This window comes from Mycobacterium sp. (genome assembly GCF_035506235.1).
Taxonomy (GTDB): Bacteria; Actinomycetota; Actinomycetes; order Mycobacteriales; family Mycobacteriaceae; genus Mycobacterium.
In genome coordinates this window covers 1-16961 of the sequence record NZ_DATJPU010000227.1, presented here as the reverse complement: position 1 = coordinate 16961, position 16961 = coordinate 1, and the positions used below count along the sequence as shown (strand labels likewise).

Sequence of the window (16961 nt, the reverse complement as noted above, 5' to 3'; positions counted from 1 at the left end):
GGTGTGCTGGCCGTGGGGGCGCCGGGTGGCCTCGGTGTCCCAGCCGGTCTCGACCAGGCGCCAAAACGCCTCCAGGGTGCCCGGCAGCGGCGGCGCGACCTCGGCTGCACCGTTGGCGCGATCGTGTTTCCATTCGGTGATCAGCACCTCCCGATGAGACGCCAAGGCCGCGTCGAACTTCGCCGCACCCAGGTGATCGAGTGTGATCCGGTAGCAGCTGCCCTGCTCGTTGGTGGTCTTGGTGAGCGAAGGCTCGGGTTGGGTTCGCGGTTCGGGGTCGGGTCGGGGTTCGAGTTTGACCGCGGTGCGCAGCTGGTTGACCGTGGCACTACGCGCCAGCTGGGCGTAGTGCTTATCGGAGCCCTCCCCGGCGCGCGCGGCGATGACACCGACCTGATCCAGCGACAGCCGACCCTGCCGCAGGCCCGCCGCGCAGCGCGGGAACTCCGCCCGCCGGTGCGCGATGGTGGCGATGGTGTGGGCGTTGGCCGAGGACGCCCCCAGCTTCCAGGCCACCAACGCCGCCACCGAGCGGGCACCCGTCATCCCGCACAGCTCGTCGTGATCGATCTCGGCGGCGATGTCCACGATGCGCCCATCAATGGCGTTGCGCTGACCGGCCAACTCCGCCAACTCCTCAAACAACACCGCCAGACGCTCTTTCGGGCTCACCACCACGGCAGACGATGCGGTCGAAGACATACCGTCATCCTCGCAGCCGGGTACGACAAAATTCGGCCGCCCAATCCACACCGGGGTACGACCGTCACCATCGGCCAAGCCAGACAGCATCAGGTCAACCCGCTGCGAAAACCGCGAACCCGAATCGTGAGCCACGTCAGTCCTAGCTGGCCACACCACCGACGTCAGCGGGACAGCGTGATCGCCTGCTCCGGGCAGTTCTGCTCGCCGGCGACGGCCTGCGCCTCGAGATCACCCGAGACGTCCTCGATGAGGACGACGCAGTGACCGACCTCGTCCGCGTCGAACACGTCGGGCGCCAGGGTGTAGCAGCGCCCGTGGCCGGTGCAGCGGTCGGCGTCGACGGAGACGCGAGTCACGAGACCGGGAAGACCAGCGGCAGCGACTCCACAGACCGCAGCGCCGCGGTGTACGCCAGCTGCGTGCCGGGCATGATCTCGTAATCCGGTATGCGCCGGTGGAATTCGCGCAACGCGACCCGCAGCTCCATGCGCGCCAGGTGGGACCCGAGGCAGCGGTGCGGCCCACCACCGAACGCGCGGTGCCGGTTCGGATTGCGGTGAAAGTCCACGAGCTCCGGGTCGGGGAACTCGGCGGGATCGGTGTTGGCGGCTCCGAGCAACGGGCTGACCCGTTCGCCCTTGCTGATGGGGCATCCGCCCACCTCGGTGTCTTGCATGGCGACGCGGGCCACGCCGGGAACCGGTGTCTCCCAGCGCAACAGCTCCTCGATGGCGCTGGGCAGGATGTCGGGCTGCTCGACGAGCTGGTGACGATGGTCGGGGTGGCGTGCCAGGTACACGAAGAAGCAGTCCAGCGAGTCGGTGACGGTGTCCAGCCCGGCGATGAGGAACAAAAAGCAGATGTCGAGCAGCTCCTCGCGCGACAGCGGTTGGCCGGCGATGCTGGCGGCGATCATCGCGGACAGCACGTCGTCGCGCGGGCTGGCGATGTGGTCGTCGATCGCGCGGTCGAAGTAGTCGTAGATCTGTTGCGCGGTGGAAGCGCCGGTCTCGTGGCGGCGGTCGAAGCCCGAGTCACCCTCCGGCCGGATGATGTGGTCCTTCCACACCAGAAACTGTTCGAGGTCCTCCAGCGGCAGGCCGAGCAGTTGCAGGAAGACGGTGCAGGGCAGGGGCACCGCGAACTCCTCGTGGAAGTCGCACTCGCCCCGATCGGCGAAGCGGTCGATCATCTCGTTCACCAGCTCGGTGACGCCGGGTTCGCGCCGGGCCATCTCGCGCGGGGTGAACAGCGGGTCGAGGATGCGGCGGTACTTCGCGTGCTCGGGCGGATCGATCTGCAACGGGATCATCGGCCGGACGTTGCCGAGGTCGACGGCGTCCATGTTCGACGAGAACAGTTCGGTGCGCTTGAGCGCCATCTCGATGTCGGCGAGGCGGCTGAGCACCACCGCCTGCGGGGACCGGAACACCGGGGTCGATTCCCGCAGGGCCTTGTACATCGGTTGCGGCTCCGCGAGACCCGTCACCGACTGATCGACGAATCCTTCGGTATCTGTCATGCGGTCAGCGTGACACCAACATCCCTATTTAGGCAATGATTGAATAAATTGCGCAATGGTCACGTTGCTCCATTAGCCGCTGGTCAGCGGATTGCGCAGCGGGTACCGTGGATCGTCGCGGACGAGTTGGCCGGGCGGCCGCGGCTCGCGTCGGTCGAAGATCGGCGTCGAGTCGAGGAAAGTCCGGACTTCACAGAGCAGGGTGATTGCTAACGGCAATCCGAGGTGACTCGCGGGACAGTGCCACAGAAAGCAAACCGCCACCCTCGCGGTGGTAAGGGTGAAACGGTGCGGTAAGAGCGCACCAGCACTCCGGGTGACCGGAGTGGCTAGGCAAACCCCACCCGAAGCAAGGCCAAGAAGGCCGCACGCAGTGCGGCCGCGCAGGCGTCCGAGGGTTGCTCGCCCGAGCCTGCGGGTAGGCCGCTCGAGGCACCCGGTGACGGTGTGTCCAGATGGATGGTCGCCGCCGCGCCGCCGTTGCTTATGCCGCGGCGGCGGGGAACAGAATCCGGCTTACAGGCCAACTCGTCCGCCCCCAAGTTCGATGGGTCAGTGCACCGCCTTGGCGAGCTTGCGGAGAGCCTCGTCGAGCTGCTGACGGCACCGTTCGGCCAGGTCGGCCTCCTGCTGGTAGAGCAGACCGTAGCTGAAGGTGTCCTCGCCGGCGGTGTGCGCGGCCTCGGCCTGGTGACTCAGGTGTTCGCGGCTGACCACGCTGTCCTGGTGGTCACCCAGCAGCGTCTGGATGGCCTTCGCCTGCTCGGACACCCGGGTGGCGCCAGTGGCCGCGGCGGTGTACCGAAGTCGCTTGGCGCGCTTGCGGATTCGGTGCAGCGCAAGGTCGAGTTCTTGTTCGGAGTCCGGCTGCACCTCGGCGGCGGCCTTCGCGGCCTTGCGGACCTTCTCGTAGGCGGCTTCGAGGGTTATCGGCGCCGGCTCGTCGCCCGAAGCGGCGGTGGGGATTTCGGCGACCCACGCATCGAGGGCATCGAGCAGGCGAAAGTACCGCTGCGACCGCATCGCGATGAGGGAGCGCCGCAGCCCGGTCTGATAGCGGCGACGGGCCCCCTCGACGAGGCGTTTGCGGATGCGTCCGCGCACCAGCTCCGGCGGCAGCTTGTCAAGCGCCTGCTGGTAGCGCTCGGCGAGCACCTCGGCGTCGCGCGCCACGCCCAGCACATTGGCAAGTTCGCGCAGCTCGTCCTGGATCCGGGCGATGTCGGACGATTCCGACGCGCCCTGCGAGTCGGCCAGCAGGCTGCGGATCTTCCGGATGGTCACCCGCATCTGGTGCACGGCGTCGTGGGCGTCGGCCCGCACGGCCCGGTCCCACACGAGCAGCTCGGCGACCTGCTCCGCCACCGCCCGGTGTACCGGGTCGGCGGGCTCCTGCGTCTCGTTCGCCGGGGCCGTCGTGCCGAGCACCCGCGCCAGCTTGGAGGCGTGACCGGCCGGTGCGGCGCCCGCGTCGAGCAGCCGATTGCTCAACCGGCCCAACAGCTCGCTGTCCGCCGCCCCGTTGTTTTCGGCCAACTCGAGTTCCCACTCGCGCCACTCCTGTTCGGCGGGGGGTGCGTCGGAGGTCCCGGCCGCCCAGGCGGTGACGTGGTCGTTGCTGAATTCCGCCAGCGCCGCCCCGTCGGCGCCGTACAGCACCTGGGTTTCGCGTTCGGTGCTGATACGGGCGACGGGTTCGAGCGGCCGTTCGCGGACGATCGCCAGCACGATGTCCCGCAACTCGCCGGGTACGGTGTCGTGCTCCCCGGCGTCCAGCGGTGCCCGAACCTCGGTGCGGGCCTCGGGGCCGGCCGGCAACTTCAAATGCCAGCCCGCGTCGTGGCCGCCGGTGCGACGCCGGAGGGTGATCTTGTTGCGTGCCAGCTCATGCGTCGGGGTGTCGAAGTACGTCGCGTCCAGCGATTCGGTCGGCAACTTGTCGACATGATCGACCGCCGCGATGCCTTCGAACGACGGCGACACCGTGGACTCCACGACGTCGAACTTGCGCTCCACCTCGAGATGTCGCGAGGTTTTCGGCGCTTTCACAGGCATTCTCGGCTCCATTGAGGCGGTAGGACGGGCACCCATAGGGTGCCACATCGCGGGGCGCGGCTACCCGACCGTTCCCCGCCCTAGGGGTTGAGGTGCATCGCCAGGCCGGTCAGCTGACGGATCGTCTGGCTTTCGCTGTCCCGGTAGGGCCGTCCATCGGGCGCGAGCAGGTCGTGAAACCACACGCCGGGAGGCCCCGGATAGGGATGCTCCCACGAGTCCCACGGGAAGTAGGTCTGGGTCTTCCCGGCGACCAGTCCCCAGTTGATGGCACCGACGTTATGCGCCTTGGCAATTGGCAGGATGCCCTCCACGGTGCTGCCCAGGGACCGGGCCAGGTACTCGGTGCACAGCATCGGCCGTCCCTGCGGGGAAAGCTCCCCGATGCGGGCCTCGAAGTCGGCGGGCTCGCCGTAGCTGTGGAAAGTGATGACGTCGGAGTTGTCGAGCTGAATGCCCCTGATGGTGCTGCGCAGTGCGGAGTCCTCTTCGGGTTCGCCGTCCCACACCCCACTTGTCAACGGTTGCCCGGGATCGACCGAGCGGGCCCACCGGAACACCTGCGGCAGCACGTCGGCGACCAGGTTCAGCTTGTCGCCCGTCTCGACCGAGCGATAGTAGCGGGAGGGATTGTCGGGCTCGTTCCACAGGTCCCAGCCCAAAACGCGGTCGTCGTGGCGGAATTGGGTCAGCACCGCCGTGACGTAGCCACGCAGGACTCGGCTGTAGCCGCTGTCACCCAGGCGGTCGGCGCCCGGACTCTGCACCCAGCCGGAGTTGTGCACGCCGGGCCGGGGGTCGCGCTGCCTGCCTGCCCGCGGGAACGGGTCCCAGCAGGAGTCGAACAAGACGAACAGCGGTTTGATGCCGTGCGCCGCCGCGATGTCGACAAACTGGGCGAGGCGGCCGTGGAATCCCCGGGGATCCTGGGTCCAGAGCTGGTCGTGCAGGAAGACCCGAACCGTGGTGAACCCGTGCAGCTGGGCCCAACCCAGCTCGGTGTCGATGCGCCGCGGGTCGTAGGTGTCGGCCTGAAACATCTCGAGCTGATTGATGGCGTTCGACGTGACGAAGTTCGCGCCGACGAGCCAGCCTTGCGCCTGGTACCAACGGTTGGCACGGTCGGGCGACCATCGACTCGAGTCCGGCGCGCCGACGGGCGGTTGCGCCGCGGCGCGAGGCGCGCGGGCCAGGGCGGTGCCTCCTGCGAGTAGCAGCGGGAACTTCAATACCGTCCTGCGGTGCACGAAGCCACCACGAGTGCCGACTATGTGTTCAACCCCCGCCCACGGAAGTCGCGATTGTGTACAGAAGAAATCGTACACCCCCTGCCACACAAGGGATTTCAGCAAAACCCCGTCCGGACGAGATCGACTTTTCAAGCGGGGGGAACCGTGCGGCCGCCCGCCCTTGGCGAACCTTGGGCGCTCGGTGACGCCGTCAGGCGGAGGTTAGAAGCAGTGCTCGTCGGCGGGGAAGGCGCCGCCGGCCACTTCCTCCGCGTATTGCACTGCGGCCCGGCGCAACTCGCCCCCGATGTCGGCGAACCGCTTGACGAAGCGGGCGGGCTTGCCGCCGCTGAGGCCGGCCATGTCCTGCCAAACCAGGACCTGCGCGTCACAGTTGGGACCGGCCCCGATCCCGATGGTCGGGATCGTGAGCTTGCCGGTGATCTGGGTGGCCAATTCGGCCGGCACCATTTCCATCACGACCGAGAACGCCCCGGCTTCGGCGACGGCGATCGCGTCGGCGACGGTCTGTTCGGCGGCGTCGCCGCGGCCCTGCACCCGGAAGCCGCCGAGGCTGTTCACGCTTTGCGGCGTGAAGCCGATGTGCGCCATCACCGGGATGCCGGCCGCGGTCAGGCAGGCGATCTGGTCGGCCACGCGCTCACCGCCCTCGAGCTTGACCGCGTGCGCGCCGCCCTCCTTCATGAACCGGGTGGCGGCGGCCAGCGCGACGGCCGGGCCTGCCTCGTAGCTGCCGAACGGCAGGTCGGCGACGACCATCGCGTGCTGCGCGCCGCGGACCACGCCGCGGACCAGCGGGATGAGTTCGTCGATCGAGACGGGCACCGTGGTGTCGTAGCCGTACACCACGTTGGCGGCCGAATCGCCGACCAGCAGCACCGGGATCCCGGCGTCGTCGAAAACCCGGGCGGTCGAGTAGTCGTAGGCCGTGAGCATGGCCCACTTGTGGCCCTCGGCCTTCATTTTCTGCAGGTGGTGGGTGCGAATCTTGGTTGGCGCCTTGGCCGGCGCGGACGAGTTTGCACCGTAAACGTGTTGCTGCTCAGACATCGCAGACATCTTTGTCCCTGGTAGTGGTCTCGTCGATCCTCGAAGCCCTCAGGGTCTCCGGGTTCGTCTGACTCCACATATTCTGCCATTTGTTCAGGGCAATTGCACCACCGCGGGCGTGTGAGACATACCATTGGCGGACATGCAGCGGCTCAGTGGACTCGACGCCAGCTTCCTCTACCTGGAGACCTCGTCCCAGCCCATGCATGTTTGCTCGATCATCGAGCTCGACACCTCAACGATGCCCGGCGGTTACACCTTCGACCGGCTGCGCGACGCGTTGTGCCTACGCCTGAAAGCGATGCCGCAGTTCCGCGAGAAGCTTGCCAACAGCCCGCTGAACCTCGATCACCCGGTGTGGGTGGACGACGAGCATTTCGACGTCGACCGCCACCTGCACCGCATCGGGTTGCCGCCGCCGGGCGGGCGCAGCGAGTTGTCGGAGATCTGCGGCCACATCGCGTCGCTGCCGCTGGACCGGGGCCGGCCGCTGTGGGAGATGTGGGTCATCGAAGGGGTGGCGGGCACCGATTGCCAGCGCGACGGGCGGGTGGCGGTGATGACCAAGGTGCACCACTCCGGCGTGGACGGGGTCACCGGCGCCAACCTGATGTCGCAGCTGTGCGCGACCGAAGCCGACGCGCCCGCGCCGGAGCCGGTGGACGGCGTCGGCGGCGGCAGCGGGTGGCAGATCGCCGCGGGCGGGTTGGTCCGGTTCGCCAGCCGCCCGCTGCACCTGGCCAACGTCGTGCCCCAAACCGTGTCCTCGGTGGTCGCGACGGTGCGCAAGGCCGTCGAGGGCCAGGCGATGGCGCGTCCGTTCGCCGCGCCGCGGACGGCCTTCAACGCCAGCATCACCGGTCGCCGCAACATCGCGTACGCCCAGCTGGACCTCGACGACGTCAAGAAGGTGAAGAACCACTTCGGCGTCAAGGTCAACGACGTGGTGATGGCCCTGGTGTCCGGGGTGCTGCGGCAGTACCTGGTCGAGCGCAACGCCTTGCCCCGATCGCCGCTGGTGGCAGCGGTGCCGGTGTCGGTGCACGGCAAGTCCGATCGCCCCGGCCGCAACCAGGTTTCGGCTATGTTCTCGAGCCTGCACACCGACATCGCCAACCCGGTCGAGCGCCTGAAGGCCATCGCCGAAGCGAATTCGGTTGCCAAGCAACATAGTTCGGCAATCGGCGCCTCCCTGCTGCAGGACTGGTCGCAGTTCGCCGCGCCCGCCGTGTTCGGCATCGCGATGCGGCTGTACGCCAGAACCCGGCTGACCGAGAGCATGCCGGTGCACAACCTGGTGGTCTCCAACGTCCCGGGCCCGCAGGGGCCCCTGTACCTGCTGGGGTGCGAGGTCAAGGCGATGTATCCGCTGGGGCCGATCTTCCACGGGTCGGGCCTCAACATCACCGTGATGTCGCTGAGCGGCAAGTTGGACGTCGGCCTGATCTCCTGCCCGGAGTTGCTGCCGGACCTGTGGGCGATGGCCGACGAGTTCGCGGTGGCGATGGAAGAACTGCTCACGGCCGCCGGGTAGTCACGGGCACCGAACCGCTCATCAGAATCTCAGGTTGGCTCTGGCAGCATAGGTGAGCATGAGATCGTCTCGCCGCGACAGGATCGCGCGCACGCTGCTGACCTGGACGGTGATCGCTGCCGTGGCGCTTCTGGTCGCGGGCTGCCTGCGCGTGGTCAACGGGCGCGCCCTCATGAAGGGGCCAAAGCTGGGCCAGCCGATCGAATGGATCCCGTGCAGCTCGTCCAATCCGAAGGCCAAGATCCCGAGCGGCGCGATGTGCGGCAGGCTGGCCGTGCCGGTCGACTACGACCACCTCGACCGCGACGTCGCGACCCTGGCGATGATTCGCTTTCCCGCGACGGGCGACAAGATCGGCTCGCTGGTGATCAATCCCGGCGGCCCCGGCGAGTCCGGCATCGAGGCCGCGTTGAGCGTCGTCCAGTCGCTGCCCAAACGCATCCGCGAACGGTTCGACCTGGTTGGCTTCGACCCGCGCGGGGTGGGGTTGTCGCGGCCGGCGATCTGGTGCAACTCGGACGCCGACAACGACCGCCTGCGCACCGAGCCGAACGTCGACTACAGCCCCGCCGGTGTGGCCCACATGGAGGACGAGACCAAGCAGTTCGTCGCCCGGTGCGTCGACAAGATGGGCAAAGACTTCCTGGCCAACGCGGGTACGGTCAACGTCGCCCGTGACCTGGACGGCATCCGCGCGGCGCTGGGTGACGACAAGCTGACCTACCTCGGCTACTCGTATGGCACCCGGATCGGCTCCGCCTACGCCGAGGCCTACCCAACCAAGGTGCGGGCGATGATCCTCGACGGCGCCGTCGACCCCAACGCCGACCAGATCGAGGCGGACCTGCGGCAGGCCAAGGGATTTCAGGACGCGTTCAACGACTACGCCACCGACTGCGCCAAGCAGCCGACCTGCCCGCTGGGCACCGACCCGGCCAAGGCCGTCGACGTCTACCACAGCCTGGTCGACCCGATGGTCGACCCGAACAACCCGATGGTGGGCAGGCCGATCCCGACGAAGGACCCGCGCGGGCTGAGCTACGCCGACGCCATCGTTGGCACCATCATGGCGCTGTACTCGCCGTCGCTGTGGCACCACCTGACCGACGGCCTGTCCGAGCTGGTCGATCACCGCGGGGACACCATGCTCGCGCTGGCCGACATGTACATGCGGCGCGATCCGCACGGGCACTACACCAACGCCACCGACGCGCGGGTGGCGATCAATTGCGTTGACCAGCCACCGATTACGGACCGCGCCAAGGTCATCGACGAAGACCGCCGGTCGCGGGAGATCGCCCCCTTCATGAGCTACGGGCAGTTCACCGGCGACGCCCCGCTGGGCACGTGCGCGTTCTGGCCGGTGCCGCCCACCAGCAGGCCGCACGAGATCTCGGCGCCCGGCCTGGCGCCTACCGTGGTGGTGTCGACCACTCACGACCCGGCGACCCCCTACAAGGCCGGGGTCGACCTGGCCAACGAGCTTCGCGGGTCCCTGCTGACTTTCAACGGAACCCAGCACACGGTCGTCTTCCAGGGCGACAGCTGCATCGACGATTACGTGACGGAGTATCTGATCGGTGGCGACCCGCCGCCGAGCGGCGCCAAGTGCTAACGGCTTCTGGCTTTCGCCGAACGTGCACTGGCTGCGACATTCCGGCCGGATTTTCGCGCTGAGTGCACTTTCGGCGACCGGGTGGCGACACGCGGATGCGAGACCAAGGCGTGACCTTTTCGCGCTGTGACGGGTATTCGAGACTGCGAATATTGACAGCCATGTCGCGCCGCAGACCGTTGAGTTCGGCGCTGCTGTCGTTCGGATTGTTGGTTGCAGGGTCGCAGCTGCCGCTGCCGGTTGCCGCCGCGACTCCGGAGCCCGGTGCCGGCCAGACGCCCAGCCCGGCCCCGCCGGCCGCCGCGGCGCGCCCGCAGAACTGGGGCAGCTGCAGCCAATTCCTGACCGACACCAGCGACCTTCCCACCGCCCAGTGCACCACCGTGTCCGTCCCGGTCGACTACGCCAATCCGGGTGGGGCACAAGCCAAACTGGCAGTGATCCGGGTTCCCGCGACCGGCCGGCGGATGGGGTCGCTGTTCATCAACCCGGGCGGACCGGGCGCGTCGGCGGTCGACATGGTCGCCGGCATGGCGTCCGACCTGGAAAACAGCGACATCTCCCGCAATTTCGACCTGGTGGGGTTCGACCCGCGCGGGGTGGGCCACTCGACCCCGCAGTTGCGGTGCCGCAGCGACGCCGAATTCGACGCGTTCCGGCGCGACCCGATGGTCGATTACAGCCCGGCCGGCGTCGCACACATCGAGCAGGTCTACCGGCAGCTGGCCCAGGAGTGCGCGAGCCGGATGGGCAACGGGTTCCTCGCCAACGTCGGCACCGCATCCGTCGCGCGCGACATGGACATGGTCCGCCAGGCCCTGGGCGACGAGCAGATCAACTACCTCGGCTACAGCTACGGCACCGAGATCGGCACCGCCTACCTCGAAGGGTTCAGCAGCCACGTGCGCTCGATGGTGCTCGACGGCGCCATCGACCCGACCGTGGACCCGGTCACCCAAAACATCAACCAAATGGCCGGATTCCAAACGGCTTTCAATGACTACGCCACCGACTGCGCCCGCTCGGCGGGGTGTCCGCTGGGCACCGACCCTGCCCAGTTCGTCAACCGCTACCACGCCCTGATCGACCCGTTGGTCGCCAAGCCGGGCCGGACGTCGGATCCGCGCGGCCTGAGCTACGCCGACGCGACCACCGGCACCATCAACGCCCTGTACACCCCGCAGCACTGGAAGTACCTGACCAGTGGCCTGCTCGGGCTGCAGCGCGGCACCGACGCCGGTGACTTGCTGTTGCTGGCCGACGATTACGAGGGCCGTGACAAAAACGGGCGCTACACCAACGACCAGGACGCGTTCAACGGCGTGCGTTGCGTCGACGCGCCGACGCCGACGGACTCCGCGACGTGGGCGGCCGCCGACCAAAAGATGCGCCAGCTCGCCCCGTTCCTGAGCTACGGACGGTTCACCGGCAACGCCCCCCGCGACCTGTGCGCGCTGTGGCCGGTGCCCGCCACGTCGCGGCCGCACGCCGCGCCGCCCGCCCCGCCGGGCAAGGTCGTCGTCGTCTCCACGACGCACGACCCGGCCACCCCGTACCAGGCCGGCGTGAACCTGGCCCACCAATTGGGCGCCCCGCTGATCACCTACGACGGAACCCAGCACACCGCGGTGTTCAACGGCGACCAGTGCGTGGACACCGCCGTGGTGCGCTACTTCGTCGGCGGCGCGTCGCCGCCCGCGTCGCTGCAATGCCGGCCCTGAGCGGCCTTCGAACAACAGCGGTAACACAGAATTAACAGCAGTTGCATAGTGTCGGGTCATGGATCGACAGAAGGAATTCGTCCTCCGCACGCTAGAGGAACGGGACATCCGCTTCGTCAGGCTCTGGTTCACCGATGTGCTCGGCTACCTCAAGTCGGTCGCCATCGCCCCCGCCGAGCTCGAGGGCGCCTTCGAGGAGGGCATCGGCTTCGACGGATCGTCGATCGAGGGCTTCGCGCGCGTCTCGGAATCCGACACCGTTGCCAACCCGGACCCGTCGACGTTCCAGGTGCTGCCCTGGGCCACGCCTTCCGGCCACCACCATTCCGCGCGGATGTTCTGCGACATCACCATGCCCGACGGCTCGCCGTCGTGGGCGGACCCCCGGCACGTGTTGCGGCGGCAGCTGCAGAAGGCCAACGACCTCGGCTTTTCCTGCTACGTGCACCCCGAGATCGAATTCTTCCTGTTGGAGCCCGGCCCCGACGACGGGTCGCGGCCCGTGCCCATCGACAGCGCCGGATACTTCGACCAGGCGGTGCACGACTCCGCGTCGAACTTCCGCCGGATGGCCATCGAGTCCCTGGAATTCATGGGCATCTCGGTCGAGTTCAGCCACCACGAGGGGGCGCCCGGCCAGCAGGAGATCGACCTGCGCTTCGCCGACGCGCTGTCGATGGCCGACAACGTGATGACATTCCGCTACGTCATCAAGGAAGTCGCGATCGAAAACGGCGCGCGGGCGTCGTTCATGCCCAAGCCCTTCGCCGAGCATCCCGGCTCGGCGATGCACACCCACATGAGCCTGTTCGAGGGCGATGTGAACGCCTTCCACAGCACCGACGACCCGCTGCAGCTGTCGGATGTGGGCAAGTCGTTCATCGCCGGCATCCTGGAGCACGCCTCCGAGATCAGCGCGGTCACCAACCAATGGGTCAACTCCTACAAGCGGTTGGTGCAGGGCGGCGAGGCGCCGACCGCGGCGTCGTGGGGGGCGGCCAACCGGTCGGCTTTGGTGCGGGTGCCGATGTACACACCGCACAAGACGTCGTCGCGGCGGATCGAGGTGCGCAGCCCCGACTCGGCGTGCAACCCCTACCTGGCATTCGCCGTGCTACTGGCCGCCGGATTGCGCGGGGTGCAGAAGGGCTACGTGCTGGGGCCGCAGGCCGAGGACAACGTCTGGGACCTCACGCCCGAGGAACGGCTCACGATGGGCTACCGCGAGCTGCCCACCAGCCTCGACAGTGCGCTCAAGGCGATGGAGGCCTCCGAGCTCGTCGCGGAAACCTTGGGGGAGCACGTGTTTGACTTCTTCCTGCGCAACAAGCGCACGGAGTGGGCGAACTACCGCAGCCACGTCACGCCGTACGAGCTGAGCACCTACCTGTCGCTGTAGCTCACACGGGGTGCCGATCGGTCTGAGAGGTCGGCCGATTGCGCTACGGTCGTGGTCGTGACCAAACCCGCGACGGAGCGCCCCAGGCTGCCCAGCGTGGGCCGGCTCGGGTTGATCGATCCCCCGGCGAGCGACCGTCTGACGCAGCTGGGTTGGTACGACCGCGACGACCAGGATTACGTCGACCGGTTGTGGTCGCTGTCGCGCGCTCCGGATCCCGACGCCGCGCTGCGGGTCCTGATCCGGCTGGCCGAGAACCCTGACAGCGACTGGGATGAGCTCAGCGCGGCGCTGCTCACCGAGCGCGGGCTGCGCGGGCGGCTGTTCGCGGTGCTCGGCTCGTCACTGGCGCTGGGCGACCACCTCGCCGCCAATCCGCAGTCATGGAAGCTGTTGCGGGGCAAGGCACACCAGCCGTCGCGCGACGACCTGCTCGCGACGTTCACCCGGTGCGTCGACGAGGCGCTGGCCGGCCCGGGCTCGGCGCTGTCGCGCCTGCGCCTCTTGTACCGGGACCAGCTGCTGGTCCTGGCCGCGCTCGACCTGGCCGCGACCGTCGAGGACGAGCCGGTGCTGCCGTTCAAGCTGGTCGCCGCCCAGCTGTCGGACCTGGCCGACGCCGCGCTGGCGGCCGCGCTGCGGGTGGCCGAGGTCAGCGTGTGCGGCGACCGGACGCCACCGCGGCTGGCGGTCATCGCCATGGGCAAATGCGGTGCCCGCGAACTGAACTACGTCAGCGACGTCGATGTCATCTTCGTCGCCGAGCGCGCCGACGCGCGGAGCGCCCGGGTGGCCGGCGAGATGATGAAGGTGGCCTCGGAGGCCTTCTTTCAGGTGGACGCCGGGTTGCGGCCGGAGGGCCGCAGCGGTGAGTTGGTGCGCACCCTCGAGTCGCACGTCGCCTACTACCAGCGCTGGGCCAAGACGTGGGAGTTCCAGGCGCTGCTCAAGGCCCGGCCGGCCGTCGGCGACACCGAGCTCGGCGAGCGCTACCTGGCCGCCCTGATGCCGATGGTCTGGATCGCCTGCGAGCGTGAGGATTTCGTGGTCGAGGTGCAGGCGATGCGGCGCCGGGTGGAGCAGCTGGTGCCCGCCGAGGTCCGCGGCCGCGAACTCAAACTCGGCAGCGGCGGCCTGCGGGACGTGGAGTTCGCGGTGCAGCTGCTGCAGCTGGTGCACGGTCGCAGCGACGACTCGCTGCACGTGGCCTCGACGGTGGATGCGCTGGACGCGCTGGGCCAGGGCGGCTACATCGGGCGCGAGGACGCCGCGAACCTGACCGCCTCCTACGAGTTCCTCCGGTTGCTCGAGCACCGGCTGCAGCTGCAGCGGCTCAAGCGCACCCATCTGTTGCCGGAGGCCGGCGACGAGGAGGCCGTGCGCTGGCTGGCGCGCGCGGCGCACATCCGGCCCGACGGCCGGCACGACGCGGCGGGGGTGCTGCGCGAGGAGCTCAGGCACCAGAACGTGCGGGTGTCCGAGCTGCACGCCAAGCTCTTCTATCAGCCGCTGCTGGAGTCGATCGGGCCGGCCGGTCTCGAGATCTCCCACGGCATGACCTCCGAGGGCGCTGAGCGCCAGCTGGCCGCGCTGGGCTACGAGGGGCCGCAGACCGCGCTGAAGCACATGTCGGCGTTGGTCAACCAGAGCGGCCGCCGCGGCCGGGTGCAGTCGGTGCTGCTGCCCCGCCTGCTGAACTGGATGTCGTATGCGCCCGACCCCGACGGCGGGCTGCTGGCCTACCGGCGGCTGTCCGAGGCGCTGGCGGGGGAGAGCTGGTACCTGTCCACGCTGCGGGACAAGCCAGCGGTGGCCCGGCGGCTCATGCACGTGCTGGGCACCTCGGCCTACGTCCCCGGCCTGTTGATGCGCGCGCCCAGGGTGATTCAGGATTACAGCGACGGCGCGGCCGGCCCCAAGCTGCTCGAGACCGAGCCCGCCGCGGTGGCCCGCGCGCTGGTCGCCGCCGCGTGCCGCCACGCCGACCCGGTGCGCGCGATCGCCGCGGCGCGCACGCTGCGGCGCCGGGAGCTGGCCCGCGTGGGATCCGCCGACCTGCTCGGCTTCCTTGAAGTCATCGACGTGTGCAGGGCGCTCACGTCGGTGTGGGTGGCCGTGCTGCAGGCCGCGCTGGACGCGATGATTCGGGCCAACCTGCCGGACGACGGCCGGGCACCGGCGGCCATCGCGGTCATCGGCATGGGCAGGCTGGGCGGGGGGGAGCTGGGCTACGGGTCGGACGCCGACGTGATGTTCGTCTGCGAGCCGGCCCCCGGTGTGGAGGATTCGCAGGCGGTGCGCTGGTCGACGACGATCGCCGAGCAGATACGGGCGCTGCTGGGCACCCCCAGCGTCGACCCGCCGCTGGAGGTCGACGCCAACCTGCGGCCCGAGGGCCGGCAGGGCCCGCTGGTCCGCACGCTGAGTTCGTACACCGCCTACTACGCCCAGTGGGCGCAGCCGTGGGAGATCCAGGCCCTGCTGCGTGCGCACGCGGTCGCCGGCGACGCCGAGCTGGGCGAGCGGTTCCTGCTGATGGCCGACCAGACGCGCTATCCGCCCGGCGGCGTGTCGGCCGAGGCCGTGCGGGAGATCCGCCGCATCAAGGCCCGCGTCGAGGCCGAGCGGTTGCCGCGCGGCGCCGATCCCAACACCCACACCAAGCTGGGTCGCGGAGGATTGGCCGACATCGAATGGACCGTGCAGCTCATGCAGCTGCGGCACGCGCACGAGGTCCCCGCCCTGCACAACACCTCGACGTTGGAATCCCTGGATGCGATTGCCGCGGCCAACCTGGTGCCCGCCGAGGAGGTGGATCTGCTGCGGCAGGCGTGGCTGACCGCGACGCGGGCCCGCAACGCGCTGGTGCTCGTGCGCGGCAAGCCCACCGACCAGCTGCCGGGACCCGGGCGCCAGCTCAACGCGGTCGCCGTCGCCGCGGGCTGGCCGACCGATGACGGCAGCGAATTCCTGGACAACTATCTTCGGGTGACGCGCCGGGCGAAAGCGGTCGTGCGCAAGGTGTTCGGGAGTTGAGTCAGGAGGTCGGCGCGTTGGACGCCATATTCGAGGTGCTCAGCGCGGCGGAGGCCGATCGGGTCACGGCCCTGTACGCTCCGTTGGCCGACGCGGTCCGGGAACTCGTGGACGCCACCATCCGGACCGAGGCCGACGACGACGTCGTCGCCGACGCGCGGTCCGCGATCGAGGCCGTCACCCGGTCGTTGCGGCAAAAGATCCGGCCGGTCGGAGTGAGCTACCGCGTCAACGGCCGCCCGCTGCCGCTGGGTAACGCCGCGATCGGCGTGTGCAATCCGATCGCCCCGCCGGTCGTCGTCCACCACGACGGCGGCGGCCGCTGCTGGAGCGAGTTCGTCCTCGGGTCGGCCTACGAGGGCCCGCCCAAGCTGGTGCACGGCGGCGTCAGCGCCCTGGTGCTCGACCACATGCTCGGCGAGGCGGCCAGCGAGGGGCTGTCCAAGCCACGTTTCACCGGAACCATCACCGTGAAGTACCTGCGCGGCACTCCGCTGGGCCCGCTCCGGTCCGAGGCCTGGACCGACGGCAGGGAGGGCGTCAAAGTCTTTGCGCGCGGCACTATCTCGGATGCCGCCGGGGTTACCGTCGAGGCCGAGGGCGTCTTCATCGAGCCGTCCTGGGCGCGGGAAGTGCAATGAAGTTCTACGTCAGCAGCGCCTTTCTGAACACCCGGGAGATCATCGAGATCGCCAAGGCCGCAGACGAACTCGGCTACGACGGCATCGGCATCCCGGACCACGTCGTCAACCTGGAGACCCTGCAGACCCCGTATCCGTACACCAAGGACGGGCAACGCCGTTGGCAGCCCTTCACCGACTGGCCCGACCCCTGGGTCCTCGTCGGCGCGCTCGCACAGGTCACCACGCGGCTGCGGTTCGTCACCACCGTCTACATCCCGGCGATGCGCAACCCCTACTCGGCGGCGAAAGCCATTGGCACCGCGGCGGTCTTGGCGTCGGGCCGGGTGGAGCTCGGCATCGGCGTCGGCTGGTGCAAAGAGGAATTCGCCCTGATGGGCGAGCAGTTCACCGCACGCGGCAAACGCACCGACGAGATCATCGACTTGATGCG

13 protein-coding genes and 1 other RNA gene are annotated in these 16961 nt (G+C 68.9%); 8 read left to right on the top strand and 6 right to left on the bottom strand.

Annotated features, from left to right (window positions below):
• The 3 genes from VMD50_RS20770 to VMD50_RS20760 all read right to left on the bottom strand — a co-directional run.
• The coding region (locus VMD50_RS20770) for a DUF222 domain-containing protein (RefSeq protein WP_325430252.1) at positions 1 to 702 on the bottom strand (702 nt) is incomplete at its 3' end.
• Between the two features lie 164 nt (positions 703 to 866).
• A complete protein-coding gene (locus VMD50_RS20765; protein WP_325430250.1) occupies positions 867 to 1061 on the bottom strand; it encodes a ferredoxin in 195 nt (64 codons plus the stop codon).
• Positions 1058 to 2227: a cytochrome P450 gene (locus VMD50_RS20760; RefSeq protein ID WP_325430248.1), complete on the bottom strand. Its 1170-nt coding sequence runs from the start codon at positions 2225 to 2227 to the stop codon at positions 1058 to 1060. Before VMD50_RS20760 ends, VMD50_RS20765 begins: the two co-directional genes overlap by 4 nt.
• Positions 2228 to 2349: 122 nt before the next feature.
• Between VMD50_RS20760 and rnpB the strand changes: the two genes are divergently transcribed.
• Positions 2350 to 2762, top strand: an RNA gene (gene rnpB / locus VMD50_RS20755) — RNase P RNA component class A.
• Between the two features lie 17 nt (positions 2763 to 2779).
• Here rnpB and VMD50_RS20750 read toward each other — a convergent pair.
• The 3 genes from VMD50_RS20750 to panB form a co-directional block, all read right to left on the bottom strand.
• Positions 2780 to 4282 carry a CYTH and CHAD domain-containing protein gene (locus tag VMD50_RS20750; RefSeq protein ID WP_325430246.1) on the bottom strand — a complete coding sequence of 501 codons (1503 nt, stop codon included), beginning with the start codon at positions 4280 to 4282 and terminating at the stop codon, positions 2780 to 2782.
• A gap of 80 nt (positions 4283 to 4362) precedes the next feature.
• A complete protein-coding gene (locus tag VMD50_RS20745; RefSeq protein ID WP_325430244.1) occupies positions 4363 to 5529 on the bottom strand; it encodes a glycoside hydrolase 5 family protein in 1167 nt (388 codons plus the stop codon).
• A gap of 204 nt (positions 5530 to 5733) precedes the next feature.
• Complete coding sequence (gene panB / locus VMD50_RS20740; RefSeq protein ID WP_325430242.1) at positions 5734 to 6582, bottom strand: 3-methyl-2-oxobutanoate hydroxymethyltransferase; 849 nt, start codon at positions 6580 to 6582, stop codon at positions 5734 to 5736.
• Between the two features lie 142 nt (positions 6583 to 6724).
• Between panB and VMD50_RS20735 the strand changes: the two genes are divergently transcribed.
• From VMD50_RS20735 to VMD50_RS20705, 7 genes are all read left to right on the top strand, one after another.
• Positions 6725 to 8116 (top strand): WS/DGAT/MGAT family O-acyltransferase, encoded by a 1392-nt coding sequence (locus VMD50_RS20735; RefSeq protein ID WP_325430240.1) that lies wholly within the window; start codon positions 6725 to 6727, stop codon positions 8114 to 8116.
• Between the two features lie 52 nt (positions 8117 to 8168).
• A complete protein-coding gene (locus tag VMD50_RS20730; RefSeq protein WP_325430238.1) occupies positions 8169 to 9731 on the top strand; it encodes an alpha/beta hydrolase in 1563 nt (520 codons plus the stop codon).
• A 152-nt stretch (positions 9732 to 9883) separates the two neighbouring features.
• Positions 9884 to 11452, top strand: a complete 1569-nt coding sequence (locus VMD50_RS20725) for an alpha/beta hydrolase (RefSeq protein ID WP_325430236.1) — start codon at positions 9884 to 9886, stop codon at positions 11450 to 11452.
• Positions 11453 to 11510: 58 nt separating this feature from the next.
• A complete protein-coding gene (glnA, locus tag VMD50_RS20720) occupies positions 11511 to 12851 on the top strand; it encodes a type I glutamate--ammonia ligase (RefSeq protein ID WP_325430234.1) in 1341 nt (446 codons plus the stop codon).
• Positions 12852 to 12902: 51 nt separating this feature from the next.
• Positions 12903 to 15887, top strand: a complete 2985-nt coding sequence (locus VMD50_RS20715) for a bifunctional [glutamine synthetase] adenylyltransferase/[glutamine synthetase]-adenylyl-L-tyrosine phosphorylase (RefSeq protein ID WP_325430232.1) — start codon at positions 12903 to 12905, stop codon at positions 15885 to 15887.
• Positions 15884 to 16528, top strand: coding sequence for a PaaI family thioesterase (locus tag VMD50_RS20710; protein ID WP_325430230.1), 645 nt, complete (start codon positions 15884 to 15886; stop codon positions 16526 to 16528). Before VMD50_RS20715 ends, VMD50_RS20710 begins: the two co-directional genes overlap by 4 nt.
• On the top strand, positions 16525 to 16961 hold a 437-nt coding region (locus VMD50_RS20705), incomplete at its 3' end, for an LLM class flavin-dependent oxidoreductase (protein WP_325430228.1). The genes VMD50_RS20710 and VMD50_RS20705, both read left to right, overlap by 4 nt.